The sequence below is a fragment of the Brevibacillus sp. HB1.4B genome, assembly GCF_013284285.1.
Lineage (GTDB): Bacteria > Bacillota > Bacilli > Brevibacillales > Brevibacillaceae > Brevibacillus > Brevibacillus porteri.
The window spans coordinates 66,383-82,202 of the sequence record NZ_JABSUT010000007.1; the positions used below are offsets into that span (position 1 = coordinate 66,383).

Annotated in this window: 13 protein-coding genes and 1 riboswitch; of the genes, 9 read left to right on the forward strand and 4 right to left on the reverse strand. The window is 48.5% G+C overall.

The genetic code is table 11. From position 1 onward, the window contains the following. Positions 1-303 precede the first annotated feature (303 nt). Positions 304-648 (reverse strand): ArsR/SmtB family transcription factor, encoded by a 345-nt coding sequence (locus HP398_RS17870; RefSeq protein WP_069851171.1) that lies wholly within the window; start codon positions 646-648, stop codon positions 304-306. Positions 649-672: 24 nt separating this feature from the next. Next, complete coding sequence (locus HP398_RS17875) at positions 673-2,397, reverse strand: SulP family inorganic anion transporter (RefSeq protein ID WP_173623284.1); 1,725 nt, start codon at positions 2,395-2,397, stop codon at positions 673-675. A gap of 296 nt (positions 2,398-2,693) precedes the next feature. Here HP398_RS17875 and HP398_RS17880 point away from each other — a divergent pair, with 296 nt between their 5' ends. From HP398_RS17880 to HP398_RS17910, 7 genes are read left to right on the forward strand one after another with little or no spacing between them, the layout of a single operon-like run. Continuing rightward, positions 2,694-3,293 (forward strand): glycerol-3-phosphate responsive antiterminator, encoded by a 600-nt coding sequence (locus HP398_RS17880; RefSeq protein ID WP_017252468.1) that lies wholly within the window; start codon positions 2,694-2,696, stop codon positions 3,291-3,293. Next, entirely contained in the window at positions 3,271-3,933 is a 663-nt protein-coding gene (locus HP398_RS17885; RefSeq protein WP_173623285.1) for an HAD family hydrolase, read from the forward strand. The genes HP398_RS17880 and HP398_RS17885 overlap by 23 nt, the downstream gene beginning before the upstream one ends. 6 nt (positions 3,934-3,939) lie before the next feature. Then, positions 3,940-5,007, forward strand: coding sequence for an ABC transporter ATP-binding protein (locus HP398_RS17890; RefSeq protein WP_173623286.1), 1,068 nt, complete (start codon positions 3,940-3,942; stop codon positions 5,005-5,007). Continuing rightward, positions 5,007-5,963, forward strand: coding sequence for a carbohydrate ABC transporter permease (locus HP398_RS17895; protein ID WP_017252465.1), 957 nt, complete (start codon positions 5,007-5,009; stop codon positions 5,961-5,963). The genes HP398_RS17890 and HP398_RS17895 overlap by 1 nt, the downstream gene beginning before the upstream one ends. Before the next feature lie 26 nt (positions 5,964-5,989). After that, positions 5,990-6,817 carry a carbohydrate ABC transporter permease gene (locus HP398_RS17900; protein WP_017252464.1) on the forward strand — a complete coding sequence of 276 codons (828 nt, stop codon included), beginning with the start codon at positions 5,990-5,992 and terminating at the stop codon, positions 6,815-6,817. Positions 6,818-6,848: 31 nt separating this feature from the next. Further along, on the forward strand, positions 6,849-8,177 hold the full coding sequence (locus HP398_RS17905) for an ABC transporter substrate-binding protein (protein WP_173623287.1): 1,329 nt from the start codon (positions 6,849-6,851) through the stop codon (positions 8,175-8,177). A gap of 30 nt (positions 8,178-8,207) precedes the next feature. Further along, the gene (locus HP398_RS17910; RefSeq protein WP_017252462.1) at positions 8,208-8,927 is read left to right on the forward strand and encodes a glycerophosphodiester phosphodiesterase; all 720 of its coding nucleotides are present in this window, start codon (positions 8,208-8,210) and stop codon (positions 8,925-8,927) included. 63 nt (positions 8,928-8,990) lie between these two features. Here HP398_RS17910 and HP398_RS17915 read toward each other — a convergent pair whose 3' ends face one another. Both HP398_RS17915 and ggt read right to left on the reverse strand, forming a co-directional pair. Then, positions 8,991-10,979 (reverse strand): methyl-accepting chemotaxis protein, encoded by a 1,989-nt coding sequence (locus HP398_RS17915; RefSeq protein WP_017252461.1) that lies wholly within the window; start codon positions 10,977-10,979, stop codon positions 8,991-8,993. A gap of 119 nt (positions 10,980-11,098) precedes the next feature. Further along, entirely contained in the window at positions 11,099-12,817 is a 1,719-nt protein-coding gene (ggt, locus tag HP398_RS17920; protein ID WP_173623288.1) for a gamma-glutamyltransferase, read from the reverse strand. A gap of 182 nt (positions 12,818-12,999) precedes the next feature. Continuing rightward, positions 13,000-13,088: riboswitch (cyclic di-GMP riboswitch) on the reverse strand. Positions 13,089-13,337: 249 nt separating this feature from the next. On the opposite strand from ggt, the gene HP398_RS17925 reads away from it, so the two are divergent. Then, entirely contained in the window at positions 13,338-13,955 is a 618-nt protein-coding gene (locus HP398_RS17925) for an SET domain-containing protein (protein ID WP_173623289.1), read from the forward strand. 79 nt (positions 13,956-14,034) lie between these two features. Beyond that, on the forward strand, positions 14,035-15,702 hold the full coding sequence (locus HP398_RS17930; protein WP_017252458.1) for a glutamine--tRNA ligase/YqeY domain fusion protein: 1,668 nt from the start codon (positions 14,035-14,037) through the stop codon (positions 15,700-15,702). Positions 15,703-15,820 lie beyond the last annotated feature (118 nt).

The following is a 15,820-nucleotide window of genomic DNA, read 5'->3' on the forward strand; positions in this document are numbered from 1 at the left end:
GAAGGCCCAGGACGTTTTAAAGGTCCTGGGCTTTTTTGTAATAGCGGTTAAGTTTTAAAAGACATCGATGAACCAACAAAGCTGGCGAGAAGAAAAAGCACAGGGCTCGTAGACCTTGACAACGCCAACCCAGTCGGAACTGCAAAAAGGGGACCACGCTTGTCGAACAATTCTTCCTTGAGAAGCTTCCGCCCGTAGGGTGGCTTTGGCTCGACGATCCCCTTTTTGAAATGGAGACGGCCAGTGAATCCCGCCTGCTAGCGTGTCAGAGTGGAAGAGAACTGTGCTTTTTCTTCTCCTCCCCTATGTTGACTCAAGCGATGATTCCTCGTTAAAACGATCCAGCATAGAGATCGTATCAATCAGGTGATTGTTAAAAATTTGTCTGGCCACACTCAATAGCTCGATGATCATCGGATCACGCAGTGAGTAGGTGACTTTGTTTCCGTCCTTCGTGCCGTACACGATATTGTTGTTCCGCAAAATGGCGAGCTGTTGGGAAACAGCGGAGCCTTCACTCCCGATGAGTGTCTGAAGCTCGTTTACATTCTTATCTCCTTCCGCCAGCAGCTCCAGAATCCGAATCCGCAGGGGATGACCCAACGCCTTGAAAAAATTCGCTTTAAATTGTTGTAGTTCCAAATTCAATGATAGGTTCCTCCGATCGTAACATCATGTGGAAGTTTCAGTAGGAGCGGATAGACGCGTGCATTCGCGGAAGGCAAAATGCTTGCATCCGAGGCACTTCCCAGTATCCAGTAAACTGAGGGCATACGTGATCGCGTCTCCAGTATGAGCAAAAAAATGAGCTTCGCCTACGAGGCCATATAGCCCCGTACGCTGCAAGATTTTCTTGGGGCCAGATTGGATTCCGGAAATAAGGACTGTTGTCCCTTGGTCCATACATTGTTTCACAATCCGCGACAATTTCGCTTCCCCGGTCATGTCCATCAGGGGGACTTTTCCCATCCGCAGCAGCAATACCTTTGGTTGTCGTTGAAGGGTTTGCATGAGGGAGCTTTCAAACAAGTCGGCATCCCCGAAAAACAGAGGACCCTCAATCGTGTAGATGCTGATTTGCGGGCAATCGTGCCCCTCGGTAACCATATGCGGCATGACTTTGTCGTGCTTGGACGAGGGATCAGGCAGTACCTGAGCTACCCGCAAGCTATCGCGTGTTCGTTTGACAAATAACAGGATAGACAGCACCAACCCCACTTCAATAGCGACGGTTAAATTGGTGAAAACGGTCAAAAGGAAGGTGAGCACCAGCACAAGAGAATCGCTCGTCTTCGCTTTTAGCATGTGGGCAAATTCCTTGCGCTCACTCATATTCCAGGCAACCAGCATCAAGATCGGCGCCATACTCGCCAACGGAATGTGCGAGGCGTAAGGGGCGAACAGCACCAGGATGAGCAAAACGACCAGACCATGAATGATGCCAGACATGGGGGAGGTTGCCCCGGTTCGAATGTTGGTGGCTGTTCTCGCAATCGCGCCAGTAGCCGGAATTCCCCCAAATAACGGAGTCACGATGTTGGCAATTCCTTGGCCGATTAATTCCCGGTTGCTGTTGTGGCGACTGCGTGTCATCCCATCGGCGACGACAGCAGACAATAAAGACTCTATCGCTCCTAGTATAGCAATGATCAAGGCAGGACTCAGTAACTTTTGGACACGTTCCCATGTGATTTCAGGAAAATGAAAGCCGGGTAATGTACTCGGTATCTCTCCAAAGGTAGAGCCAATTGTCGCTACCTTTCCTTCCAAAAAGAGGACGGAAACGACACTGGAGACTACGAGTCCGACGAGAGAGGCCGGTATGCTACGGAAGAATCGGGGAGTCACCAAAATAAGGGCGAGACTCAAAATAGCGATGGCTACGCTGTATACATGAATCGTGTTTAGATGAAGGACGATTTCCCCCATGTTGGACAAAAAATCCTCGTGTCTTTGCAGTTGTTCCAGGCCGAGAAAGTTGGCAATTTGACCAGAGAAGATGATAACAGCAATCCCCGAAGTGAATCCGATGATGACGGGTCGCGGAATGAATTTGATCAGCCCTCCCAGCCGTAGAGCCCCCATGAGAACAAGGAGAATTCCTGCCATGAATCCAGCGAGGAGCAAGTCTGCATAACCGTATTGCATGACGATTGCAAATAATATCGGGATAAAAGCGCCCGTAGGTCCCCCGATTTGATAGCGGGAACCGCCAAAGAGAGAAATCAATATTCCGGCGATAATGGTCGTGTAAATCCCGTACTCAGGCTTTACTCCGGAGGCGATAGCAAATGCCATCCCCAATGGTATCGCGATAATGCCGACGATTAAGCCTGATACACAGTCTTTTCGAAAGGAAACGAGATCGTAGCCTTCGAATCTTGGTGCCCACTTCATGATTGCAACCCTTCTTTTCGTATTTTCGAATATTTGATTATTTGAATATAGATGGATCATACATCCGCTCTTCCGTTCCGTCAATTCCATCCTTACAGGAACTTTTCCGTTTATTAACATTTGCTTCAAGATTCCTTAACGCTCGTACAGTACCATTCAAAGTAACAAGTGAACAATCCCTTCGGTTGGAGCCATGGAGAAACCCCCGACAGCCTTTCCAAGCACTTTCATCGAGAGTTCTTTGGCATTGTCATGTCGCAGGGTTTTTTGTCTTGGGCATAAGGAGGCTTAAGCGAGTGAACCAGGAACAATTTCATGCAAGACTGGCAAAGTACAAGCTGATCGCTTCCGTAAAAGAAGCGAAGCACCTGGAAAAAGCGGCAGAGGCAAATTTGAGTGCTGCGGTACTCTCGATTGGTAACATTGGTGTGATCAAAGGCTACGTGGATTATTTTAAGTCGAAAAATATCCCTGTATTTCTTCATTTGGAGCGGATCGGCGGAATCAGTCATGACCGGGAAGGAATCGCATTTCTGGCGCATTACGTCAAGCCAGACGGGATCGTCACTACGCGCAACACACTGGTCAAGCTGGCGAAAAAGCAAGGCCTGCTGACGATTCAGCGATTGTTTTTGGTTGATAGCGACTCGATTAAATCAGGCCTAACCTCCCTGCAAGATACACAGCCTGACGCCGTTGAGCTGATGCCTGCTTTGCTGCCGGAGTTTATCGAAGAATTTCGAAGTGTTATCGATACCCCAATCATTTCTGGCGGGCTGATTCGCAAGCGGGAACAGATGGAGGAAGTATTAAAGCATGGGGCGACAGCTGTTTCAGTCGGAAGTCCCCTGCTGTGGAAGGAGTGTGTGAACCTTGATTCAAGCGTTGTTATTTGATTTGGACGGGACTTTGCTAGACAGTCGGGATGCGGTCGTGGATGCCGTTGCTTTTACGGCTGAGCAGTACGCACCGGGACATTTTAGCAGGGAAGAGCTGCTCGCGCGTTTTGGCGAATCGTTTGATGATTTTTTGGCGGCAGTTGCTACAGCAGCAGGCGTACCTGACAAAAAGGAAGTGCTGCAGAGATACTTCGCCTATGTACGGGAGCATCATGAAGAACACGTCAAACTGTTTCCGTTTGTTCGCGAAGGGTTGGAAAAGCTGAAGGCGGCGGGCTTCACGATGGCGATCGTCACGAACAAGCAACGGGAGTTTACATTGGCTGGTCTGGAGATGGCGGGGATTGAGCATCTGTTTGAGGCAATCGTCACGGTCGATGATGTATCACGAGGCAAGCCGTCGGCTGAGCCTGTACAAAAAGCACTGGTGGCGCTAGACAAACGTCCCGAGCAAGCCATGATGATCGGTGACAGTCGCTATGATGTACTGGCTGCGGTAGGAGCGGGTGTGCAGTCTGTCGTTTTGGAGTGGTACGGACAAGAGAACTGGCTCTACGCTTTTCCGGATTACCGCTACGCTAATTTCGAGGCATTTGTTACGGAAATGCTGGCCGCAAAGGCACAAGGAGGGAAATAAAAACAAATGGCACGTGTGGTGTTGGAGCAGGTAACGAAAGCCTTTCAGAATCAAAGCGTGGTCAAAGGATTGGATTTGGTCATTCCAGACGGCTCCTTTACGGTTCTGGTAGGTCCGTCCGGCTGTGGGAAATCAACCACACTCAGGATGATCGCTGGCTTGGAAACAGTGACGGACGGCAAAATCATGATCGGTGATCAAACGGTGAACCAATTGCCACCTGGCAAGCGTGATATTGCGATGGTTTTTCAAAATTACGCTCTCTACCCAACAATGAACGTGTATGACAATATCGCTTATGGGTTGAGAAACCGCGGAATATCGAAAAAGGAATGCCAGGTGCTGGTAGAGGAGATCGCGGAAATCGTCGGGCTAACCGATTACCTCAAGCGCAAGCCTTCTCAGCTCTCCGGTGGTCAACGGCAACGTGTTGCACTCGCGCGGGCCATGGTGAAAAAGCCAAAGGTCTTCCTGATGGACGAACCGCTCTCCAATCTCGATGCGAAGCTGCGGAATCAGATGCGTGTGGAATTGACGAGCCTGCACAAGCAGCTCGGTAGCACTTTCATCTACGTGACACATGATCAGGTAGAAGCGATGACCATGGGCGATCAGATCGTTGTCATGAATGACGGACACATTATGCAAGTAGCGGCCCCGATGAATTTGTATCAGGAGCCGGAAAATCTGTTTGTCGCCCAATTTATCGGCTCTCCGCCGATGAACATTGTTTCTGCGGAGGGCAAGAGTGAGCACGTATGGGGATTCCGCCCGGAAAAAGCAGTGTTGTTGCCTACTGCTGTCTCTGCCATCACGAGCGAAGAGATGTGGAACGCACGAGGTCAGGTCGTATCCAGAGAAATTCTCGGCTCAGATACGCTCCTTCATGTAGAGACGGAAAAAGGCAGGGTCATCGTCAAAGCGGACTCGGAGGTAGCGATGCAGGTCGGCTCCTCGGTCACGGTCACTGTACCGTGGGAGTACATATATGTGTTCGAAAAAGGGAGCGGAAAACGAGTGGGTCGCATGAGTGGACGAGAGCCTGTATCAACACGTGCAGGAGGGGATAGCTGATGCGAAAAGCGGCAACTGTACAGGAGTTGCCGGGTGTAAGCCAGTCGAAAACAGAAGTGCGTCCGTCGGCATTTGCCTGGTCTGAGCTCGCATCCCGACTGCGTCCGTACTTGTATCTGGCACCCGCATTGATTTGCTTTGTCCTGTTCTTCTTTTACCCGATTGGCTCGATCATTTATTTGAGCTTTCAGGACTGGTCATTGATCAATTTGGAGCAAATGGAATGGGTAGGCTTGCAAAACTATCAGGACTTGATGGTAGACGGAGATTTTCATCAAGTATTGGGAAATACCGCGGTCTTTACCATTGCGACAGTGGGGATCGGCCTGACGCTATCCTTCCTGCTCGCACTATGGCTGAACAAAAAGGCAAAAGTGTACGGCATTATTCAGGCGACTGTCTTCAGTCCGCACATCATTTCCCTGGTATCTGTCTCGATGCTGTGGATGTGGCTGATGGACCCGCAGTTTGGTCTGTTGAACGCAGGTCTGGAAGCGGTCGGATTGCCTGCGTATACGTGGCTGACTGACCCGAAAAGCTCCTTGCTGTCACTGATTATCGTCAGCATTTGGAAAGGTGTCGGCTATAACACGCTCATTTTCATCGCAGGTTTGCAAAGCATACCGGGCGATATATACGAGGCAGCAGCGCTCGATCAATCACCGTGGTGGCGGACGCTGAGACGGATTACCATACCGATGCTGTCGCCAACGATTTTCTTTTTGCTCATTATCAATACGATCTCATCCTTTCAAGCATTTGACACGATTGCCATTATGACGCAGGGTGGTCCAATCAATAGTACGAACATGCTTGTCTACTACATTTACGAGCAGGGAATGGACTTCTACAATGGCGGGATTGCTTCGGCTGCCTCTGTCATTTTGCTGATACTGGTAGGGATTTTAACAGCTTTGCATTTCCTAGTGATGTCCAAGCGCGTACATTATCGCTGATGAACTCGTGAGAAAGGAGGGGCAGCATGTATCGAGTGGTTTTGGCTTCACGCAAGACCGTGGAATGGATTGGACTTTTGATCGTGGCTTTCCTGTTTGTGTTCCCGTTTCTGTGGATGGCATCGACGGCTTTCAAAACTATGCCAGAGGTCCTGCAATTTCCCCCGACGCTTTTGCCTGAGACGTGGGAGTGGAGCAATTTCGCCCAAGCGTGGGAATCAGGTCCGTTCCTTATGTATACGTGGAACAGCATTCTGGTTGCGGTAGGGATTTTGATCCTGCAATTTTTGACAGCGGTGCCTGCGGCTTACGCTTTTGCCCGCTACAAGTTTCCGGGTCGCAATCTGTTGTTTGGTCTTGTCTTGATTGTCTTGATGATTCCTGGACAAGTCATCTTTTTGCCGATCTACGTGCAATTGAGCGGTTGGGGACTCGTTAATACGCTGTGGTCGCTCATCTTGCCGTACGCAGCCAGTGCTTTCGGAATCTTCCTGCTCAGGCAAGCATTCATGCAGGTGCCCGATGAAGTGATCGAGGCAGCACGTCTGGATAACGCGTCTGAATGGAAGATCATGTGGACGATCATGGTGCCGATGGCGAAACCTGTGCTGGTCACTTTTGGACTATTCAGCTTTATTTACCACTGGAACGACTATTTCTGGCCGCTGATTATGACCAACAGCGACGAGGTACGCACCTTGCCGATCGGAATATCCAGCTTACACATGTCCGACGGCGGAACCTTGTGGAACGTCATGATGGCTGGCAACATGATCCTCATTCTACCGATTCTCGTGATTTTCTTTGTGGCACAACGGCATATTATCAAAGCGTTCATCTATCAATCCAAATAAAAAAGATAGCTCTTAGGGAGGAAATCAAATCATGTTTTCCATGAAAAAGACGGGAACGATTCTATGTGCATTGACTATCGGTTTATCAGGAGTGTTGGCTGGATGCGGATCATCTGGAAAAGAACAGTCTGCTAGTACAGGCAGCACTTCTCAGCCAGCAGCGTCTACAGCATCCAGCGGCCCAGTCCAAATTGATTTCTGGTATGCGTTGGGTGGCGTTCGTGGGAAAACCATCGAGGATATGGTCAAAAAATTCAATGAAACACATAAAGATATTATCGTCAAACCAGCCTACCAAGGTGCGTATCAAGAAAACCATTCCAAAGTACTGGCATCTGTAGCAGCGGGCAACAATCCGGATGTGACGATGGTCGAGATCGCTTCGATCGCAGCATTTGCAGACGCAAAGGTTTTGGAAGATTTGACGCCCTATTCGCAAGGGGATGAAAAGAAGTACATTCCAGGTCTCATGAAAAACTCTTATTGGAATGACAAACTGTACGCAGTGCCATTTAACCGCTCCACTCCACTGCTGTACATCAACCGCGATTTGTTAAAAGAAGCAGGATTGGATACAAACGGTCCGAAAACATGGGATGAGCTCGTCAGCTTTTCTCAAAAGCTGAGCAAGAAAGAAGGAGACAAAATTACTCGGTACGGCTTCTCGACGCCCGTGGATATCTGGTTCTACGAAGCGCTTGTTTTCCAAGGCGGGGGCAACATCCTGAGCGAGAACGGCAAGGAGCTGACGATCAACAACGAAGCAGGAAAAGCACCGCTTGAGCTCTGGTCCAAAATGGTGAAGGAAGGCATCATGAAAAACCCTCCAGGAGAGAACTACAATGCGTGGGATGTAGCGGAGCAAGACTTCCTGAATCAAAAAGTGGGCATGATTTTTACCTCGACAGGCTCCTTGACGGAATTGAAGAAAAATGCCAAATTTGACATGGGTGCAGCTTTCTTGCCAGCCAATAAAACGCTTGGTACGCCAACGGGCGGTGCGAATCTCGTGATGCTGGCGAAGTCGACCGATGCGGAGAAAAAAGCAGCGTGGGAATTCATGAAGTGGATGACCGATACCGAGCAAACAGTTCCTTGGTCAATCGCTTCCGGTTATATGCCTGTCACGACAGAAGCAATCGATTCGGCTGAAATGAAGGCTTTCTATGAAAAAGAACCAAACTTCAAGGTCGCGGTAGATCAACTGCAATACGGCTATCCTCGTCCAATGGCTCCAGGCTACAAAGAATTGCAGGATGTGATTCAAAAAGAACTGCAGCGTGCGATGCTTGGCCAAGCGACAGTAGATGAAGCGATGCAGGCGGCGACGGAAAAAGGCAGCAAGCTTTTGAAAAAATAACAGAAACGAAATGATAGAGGAGCTGGCGAAATGAACATTTGTATGGCACATCGCGGGTGGTCAGGCAAAGCCCCGGAGAATACAATGACAGCGATTCGACTGGCTTTGGCAGAGCCAGCTATCAAAGCAATGGAAATTGATGTACAGTTGACGCGTGATGGTGTTCCGGTGCTGATTCACGACTTTACGTTGGAACGCACGACCAATGGCCACGGTCTGGTCATGGATCATACCTTGGCAGAGCTGCGTGAGCTGGATGCAGGGAGCTGGTTTGGCGACAAGTTTTCAGGCGAAAAAATCCCTACACTCGAGGAAGTACTAGTCGCAGTAAAAGGTCGCTGCGCGCTAAATATCGAGTTGAAAGCAACAAGTGATATGTACCCGGGTATCGCTGAAAAGGTGCTCGCGCTTGTAGAAAAGCATGGAATGAAGCAAGAGGTGTACCTGACTTCCTTTGACCACGATTTGATCCGTCACGTTCGCACGCTCGACCAAGAAGTGCAGACAGGCCTGATTGTATATGGCCGACCTGTACTCATGCTGGAACAGATGGAGGCAGCAGGTGCCACGATCCTCTCCATGGGATATCCGTTTCTGACGCGTGAGCTAACTGCAGCCGCGATTGAAAAAGGCTTCCAAGTCATCGCGTGGACGCTGGATGATCCGAAGCATATCCGCGAAGTCATTTCGTGGCATCCTCAGGTTCAAATTTGCACGAACCATCCTGACCGGATGTGGGAGTTTGTGTAAGCGAAAGCAGGAAAGAGCCGCCGTGCACATGCAAGGCGGCTTTTCTTGTTTTCGTTGTTTGGACTATATCTTGAATTTGCTTACATGAGATTGCAGTTCTTCGGCTATTCTTGCCAGAGAAGTAGCTGATGAACTGACTTCTTCCATAGCTGCCAGCTGTTCTTCTGTGGCGGCTGACACGCTTTGTGTTCCATCAGCAGAATTCTCCGCTACTTCTTCAATGACACTGACCAATTCTACCACCTGTTTGGTACCAAAAGACATTTGCTCAGAATAAGCTTTTACTTCTTGAATTTGGCTTGCTACCTGTGTGACAGCATCTTGGATCTGTTCGAAGGACTTGCCTGCATTGTTAACGACTGTAAGTCCAGTGGCGACCTCTTTGGTGCCCTGTTCCATCGAAAGGACAGCCTGGTTTGATTCGAGCTGAATCGTCGTAATCAACAGTGTGATCTGTTGCGCGGATTGCGCGGACTGCTCAGCCAATTTGCGCACTTCGTCTGCAACAACGGCGAATCCGCGCCCCTGTTCACCAGCTCTCGCCGCTTCAATAGCTGCGTTAAGTGCTAACAGATTTGTTTGTTCAGCGATACCGGTGATGACTTGTACGATTTGTCCGATTTCCTGCGAGCTGTTTCCTAATCGTTTGACGATATCGGCAATGTTGCCGACAGTGTTCTCGATCGATTGCATCTGGCTGATAACGACCTGAAGGGCCTGATTGCCTTCCACTGCAATTTGGGAAGCGTCCAAAGCTGATTCGGCAGCTTGCTGTGCATTCGTGGCAACCCGCTGGGCCCCTGTCGATACACCTTGAATTGCGGTGACACTTTCCTCTACACTCTTCACTTGCTTTTCCGCACCGTAAGCTACTTCCTGAATCGTTATGGCGATTTGCTCGGTAGCCTTGCTCGTATGGTCGGAGTTGACAGACAATTCCTCTGCTGAAGAAGCAAGATCTGAAGCTGTATCATTTACTTGTTGAATAATCGTTCGCAGGTTGAGCACCATTGTGTTTACGGATTGGGATAGCTGTCCAACCTCATCCTTGGTTTGAATCTGCAAGGGTTGTACAGTCAGTTCACCCTCGGAAATGCGGTTAGCCACGGAGGCAACTGCCGCAATAGGGCGGGAGATTTGCCGGGAAACAGCGTACGCGATTGCGATCACGACAGCAACAACAATGATGACAATGATCGTAACCATGTTGGTAACGGATGAAACCGCAGACGTTATGGATTCGACAGGGATATGCAGATACAAACCAAAGTTGGTCTTGGGAATGGGGGAATAGGTGACAACGTATTCCTTACCATTGTCCGAGTAGCTGTATGAGCCCTTTTCTGTTTTTCCTGATTTCAGGATTTCCATTAATGGTTGCGGCAGAGCGGATTCCTCAAGCGGTTTTCCGATCAGATCCTGGGTAGGATGGTACTGAATCTGGTCCTTGTTATCAACGAGAATCGGATAGCCATCGTTGCCTACTTTCAAATTCTTGAGGAATGTAGCTGTGAAGTCATCTACATTGACGAGCCCGGTCAAGACACCAAGCTTCTCATTATTTTTCGCTTTTACAGGGGAAGCGACGATGATAGAGCGATTGCCGGTTGTCTTCGCAACTAGAACATCGGAGAAGCTGGGCTTGTCCTGCATACCGTCTTTGAAGAATTGGCGCTCGCCAAGATTGATTCCAACGCTTTTGGGGAACGTATCAGCCGTTACTTTTCCATCACTTGCGATAAAGGTATTTCCGTCATACAGTTTCATTTCCTCGGTAAACTTGCGGATGAATTCATTTTTTGCCGCTGCATCATCGGATTGAATATCCGAGGTACGGGCTAAAATCTGAATTTCTGTCATACGCCGGTCCAGATATTGATCCATAGCTATGGCTGTACTGGAAGTAAGGTCAACATAGGATGATTTTTGTTTATCAATCAGAATGGATGAAAAGCTGCTCGTGATAAACATCGAAACGGCAGTAAGTGGAATGACGGCCACGACGAGAAACCAAAGGATCATTTTGTTCCTGAGTTTGTTGAACAAAAACATAGGATTTTTCCGCTCCTAATCCGTGATTGAGATATTTCTTTCTTTGTGAAAAGCGGTCTGCCACAAGGAAATATAATACAGGTAGACTGCTGAGTTTAACTCAGCAGTCTGACAAAATATCAATATCCCATTGCTGCGCCTTCACCGCGAGGGTCAGCACCGCCAAATTTTACATTGGTTTGCGGGTCAATCAGGATTGCGCCGGACTGTCCCATCGTATCGGTATAGGCTGCTTCCAGCTTTTCGACTGGATGCCCACGTTTTATTAACTCGTCCAGGACGTCTTGAGGGATGCGGCTTTCCACCTTGAGATTGTTGGAATCAGATCCCCAGTTGCGTCCATGCAGCCATCTTGGTGCTTCGATTGCGTCTTGTACGCTGAAACCAAAGTCGACGATACGCGTGACGAGAGCGGCTTGCGTTTGCGGCTGTCCTTCTCCCCCTTGTGTCCCGTAGAGAAGATAAGGCTTGTCCCCTTTAAAGAGCATAGCTGGATTAATGGTGTGGAAGGTACGTTTTCCTGGTTCCAAGTGATTGATGTGTTTGGAGTCCAAAGAGAAATAGCTTCCGCGGTTTTGCAAAAGGATGCCCGTATCTTTCGCTACGATGCCGGAACCCCAGTCAAAATAGTGACTCTGAATGATGGACACGGCATTTCCATCTTTGTCGACGATCCCGAACCAGGTTGTATCGCCTTTTGGATCAAGCGGTTCTACGGATTTGGCAGCTTGCTTCATATCAATGCGCGCAGCTAAATCTTTCCCGTGCTGCTTGGACAACAGCTCATCCACAGGGATATCCACAAAGGCAGGGTCAGTCAGCCATTTGTCACGGTCAGCAAAAGACTGTTTGGTAGCTTCCACAATCGTGTGATAGTAATCGGGTGTTCCTTCACCCATGCTCTTGAGGTCAAAGTTATTCAAAACATTAAGAATAGAGAGCGATGCCATGCCTTGGGAGTTAGGCGGAACGTTGTACGCTTTATATCCGCGGTAGTCTACCGAAATCGGATCTGCCCAAGTGGAGGTGTGCTTCTCAAAATCTTTCAACGTGAGCAATCCGCCGTTGGCTTGCATGTCTGCTACGATTTTTTTAGCTACTTCTCCTTTATAAAAACCGTCAGCGCCTTTTTTCGCAATGATTCGCAAAGTATTGGCAAGATCCTTTTGTTTGAGAATTTCGCCTGCTGCATAGGGATCACCGTTGGGCTTCAGGAATGTTTTACGGAATCCATCAAAACGTTGAAGATTCTTCAAGTTATTGTCAGTTGGATCTGTCGCGTATTTCGTCCAATATACTTGGTTGGGGGAGACTGGATATCCGTTCTCGGCGTATCCAATGGCAGGCTCCAGCAGTTTGTTCCATTGAACCTTACTATTGCCCATGCTTTTATGGGCGTAGTTGTAAGCCTCCCACCAGCCGGAGACGACACCAGGGACAGTGTTTGCCGATTCATAACCGCGGGACGGGATTTTTTCGTAGCCTTTGTTTTTGTAATAGTCGATGGTTGCCTTTTCGCCTGCGCGACCACTGCCGTTCAGTGCCTTCAGCTCTTTTGTTTTGGCATTGTAGATGAGCCAGAAGTTATCTCCACCAATGGTTGTGTAATGAGGATAGACGACAGCTAATGTGGAAGCGGCTGTAATAGCAGCATCTACAGCGTTTCCACCGTTTTCCAATGTCTTCAGGGCCGCAGCCGTAGCCAGATAGTGAGGAGTCGTCACCATTGCGTTCGGTGACATCGTTGTTGGACGGTTAGCAGCTTGTGCCCCAGAGAATGTTGATACCCCGATGACAGCAGTCAGCGCGACGGTTGAGAGTTTCTTCCAGAATGACATTCCTATGAAACCTCCTTCATGATGAATAGAATAATGAATTCATTAAACCGGCTATCCGCTGTTGCCTCACCTCCTTCAAAAGTCAAAAATACACAAACATACAAAAATAGACAAAAATAGACATTATGTGCGCAAAAAAAGACCAATGATATAGGATCATTGGTCTCGTCCTACATCAATACTTCGGTAGCTGGCAAGCGTGTCCGCTGTTGCGGAGGTAGCCCCTGTAGCTTTGCGTCGCCGGATTTCCCCGGGTTTGCCGTTTCGATATCAATGGATGAAGCATAAAATTGACACATTTACTGATGCGATCGTTGTGGGAAAATGTTCCTAAAACACCGTTTGCCAATAATATAGACTATTTACCATTTGTGGTAAATAAGAAAAAATTTTTTAATCCAGAAAAATAGTCAGGAAAGCTATGGGGAGGGGTGTTTTTCGCAGACATTCACACACCTCATGGGGCTGAATTGCTTATGATGATAAAAAGGCACATAAGCCAAGGAGTGAAACAAAGACCATGATGCATCCCGATACAGAATTGCGCTATATCAACGATGAGATCGGGTACGGTGTGTTTGCGACAAGGTTTATCCCAAAAGGAACGATTGTATGGGCACAGGATAATTTGGACCAGGTATTGGACCCTGCATTTGTGGAAAAACTTGACTCATTACGAAAACAGGACGTGCAAAAATATTCATTCAAGAACCAGTTCGGAAAGTACATTCTTTGTTGGGATAAGGCAAGGTACGTGAACCACAGCTTTCATGCGAATTGTGTGCCGACCATGTATGATATGGAATTGGCTGCACGGGATATTTTTCCGGGCGAAGAGCTGACCGATGATTATGGAACGTTAAATCTGGATGAACCTTTTGATTGTTTGCCCGAGTCTGACACGGATCGCTCCCGTGTAATGCCCGATGACTTGCTTCGGTATTACCCACAGTGGGATCGGATTGCAGCGGAAGCATTCCAACGTTTCAATCATGTTGAACAGCCGTTGTTGAATCTGATTTCCCCGAAGCATCTCGAAACGATTCGAGGGATCACGGAGCAGCGCTTAGCCATTGATTCTGTCATTCATCTGTATTGCAGGCCACAATGGCAAACGAGGCAGCAATGGAAGACGTGAGCGGGTCGGTCCACGACCCGATTTTGTTGAACTCTGGGTAGAGAATCAGTATTATGGAATGTAAAGGTGAAGTGAAAGGTTGATTTCATTGGAAAACAAGGTAGCGGCATCCAATTTTATCCGCAATATCATGATTGATGACTTGCAAGAGGGCAAAGTAAAAGAAATTATTACCCGCTTTCCCCCAGAACCGAACGGGTATCTTCATATTGGACATGCAAAAGCGATCTGCCTCAACTTTGAGTTGGCACGTGAATTTTCCGGCAAGGCCAACCTGCGTTTTGACGACACCAACCCGGTGAAGGAAGACATCGAATACGTAGAGGCCATCAAAAGGGACGTTCAATGGCTTGGCTTCGAATGGGATGGGCTGTTTTTTGCATCTGATTACTTTGAAGAGATGTACAACCGTGCGGTGCTGTTGATTAAAAAAGGTCTGGCTTACGTAGACGATCTGTCTCCCGAAGAAATGCGTAAAATGCGTGGAACATGGACAGAGCCAGGCACAGATAGTCCGTTCCGCAACCGATCTGTGGAGGAAAACCTGGATCTGTTTGCACGTATGCGCCAAGGGGAATTCAAGGACGGAGAAAAGGTGCTGCGTGCGAAAATCGATATGGCTTCTCAGAACTTCAACATGCGTGATCCGGTTCTGTATCGAATCTCCCATGCAACGCATCACAACACGGGCGACAAATGGTGCATCTATCCGATGTACGACTTCGCTCATCCGTTGGAGGATGCCATCGAGGGCGTGACACACTCCCTGTGTTCACTGGAATTCGAAGATCATCGTCCGTTGTACGACTGGGTAGTCCGCGAGTGCGAAATGGAGAGTGTACCACGCCAGTACGAATTTGCCCGCTTGAATCTGACCAACACCGTTATGAGTAAACGCAAGCTGAAACAGCTTGTTGATGAGAATGTAGTAGACGGCTGGGATGACCCGCGCATGCCAACCATCGCAGGCTTCCGTCGTCGCGGCTATACACCGGAAGCGATTCGTACATTCGCTCGTGAAGTAGGGGTAGCGCGCGCTAACAGCACGGTTGACGAGAAAATGCTGGAGTATTTCATCCGTGAGGACCTGAAGCTGAAGGCACCACGTACGATGGCTGTTTTGAATCCGTTGAAGGTCGTCATCACGAACTATCCGGAAGGACAAGTCGAGATGCTCGAAGCGGAGATTAATCCAGAGAACCCAGAGATGGGCAATCGTCAAATTCCGTTCTCCCGCGAAATCTACATTGAACAAGACGACTTCATGGAAAACCCGCCGAGCAAGTATTTCCGCCTGTTCCCGGGAAATGAAGTGCGTCTGAAGCACGCGTACTTCATTAAATGCAATGACGTCGTGAAGGATGCAGATGGCAACGTGATCGAGATCCATTGCACGTATGACCCTGAGACGAAGAGCGGCAGCGGTTTTACAGGTCGCAAGGTAAAAGGGACGATTCACTGGGTGGATGCGACCAATGCGCTTCCTGCTGAATTCCGTTTGTACGAGCCATTGATTATGGATGATGAAGACGCAGAGGGCACATTCCTCGACAACGTTAACCCGAATTCGTTGGAAGTGCTGCAAGGCTATGTGGAGCCAAATATGAAAGAAACCAAGCCACAAGACAAGTATCAATTTTTCCGTCATGGCTATTTCAATGTCGATCCGAAGCATACGACAGATGATAAGCTCGTATTCAACCGGATTGTATCGTTGAAGAGTTCCTTTGAACTGCCAAAAGCATAGGAAATACGTATATAAATCAAGCGCTGCTGTGCATGGAGAACCCGTGTGCAGCAGTGCTTTTTTCTTTCGTGATTATAAATCAACGTGTATAATTATTCTGTTACATAAAGGGGGACAG

What these genes read in the sequence shown, in the direction of transcription:
- HP398_RS17875 (WP_173623284.1), bottom strand. Translation starts at nt 2,397, where the DNA reads ATGAAGTGGGCACCAAGATTCGAAGGCTACGATCTCGTTTCCTTTCGA.
- HP398_RS17890 (WP_173623286.1), top strand. Translation starts at nt 3,940, where the DNA reads ATGGCACGTGTGGTGTTGGAGCAGGTAACGAAAGCCTTTCAGAATCAA.
- HP398_RS17895 (WP_017252465.1), top strand. Translation starts at nt 5,007, where the DNA reads ATGCGAAAAGCGGCAACTGTACAGGAGTTGCCGGGTGTAAGCCAGTCG.
- HP398_RS17900 (WP_017252464.1), top strand. Translation starts at nt 5,990, where the DNA reads ATGTATCGAGTGGTTTTGGCTTCACGCAAGACCGTGGAATGGATTGGA.
- HP398_RS17905 (WP_173623287.1), top strand. Translation starts at nt 6,849, where the DNA reads ATGTTTTCCATGAAAAAGACGGGAACGATTCTATGTGCATTGACTATC.
- HP398_RS17910 (WP_017252462.1), top strand. Translation starts at nt 8,208, where the DNA reads ATGAACATTTGTATGGCACATCGCGGGTGGTCAGGCAAAGCCCCGGAG.
- HP398_RS17915 (WP_017252461.1), bottom strand. Translation starts at nt 10,979, where the DNA reads ATGTTTTTGTTCAACAAACTCAGGAACAAAATGATCCTTTGGTTTCTC.
- ggt (WP_173623288.1), bottom strand. Translation starts at nt 12,817, where the DNA reads ATGTCATTCTGGAAGAAACTCTCAACCGTCGCGCTGACTGCTGTCATC.
- HP398_RS17925 (WP_173623289.1), top strand. Translation starts at nt 13,338, where the DNA reads ATGATGCATCCCGATACAGAATTGCGCTATATCAACGATGAGATCGGG.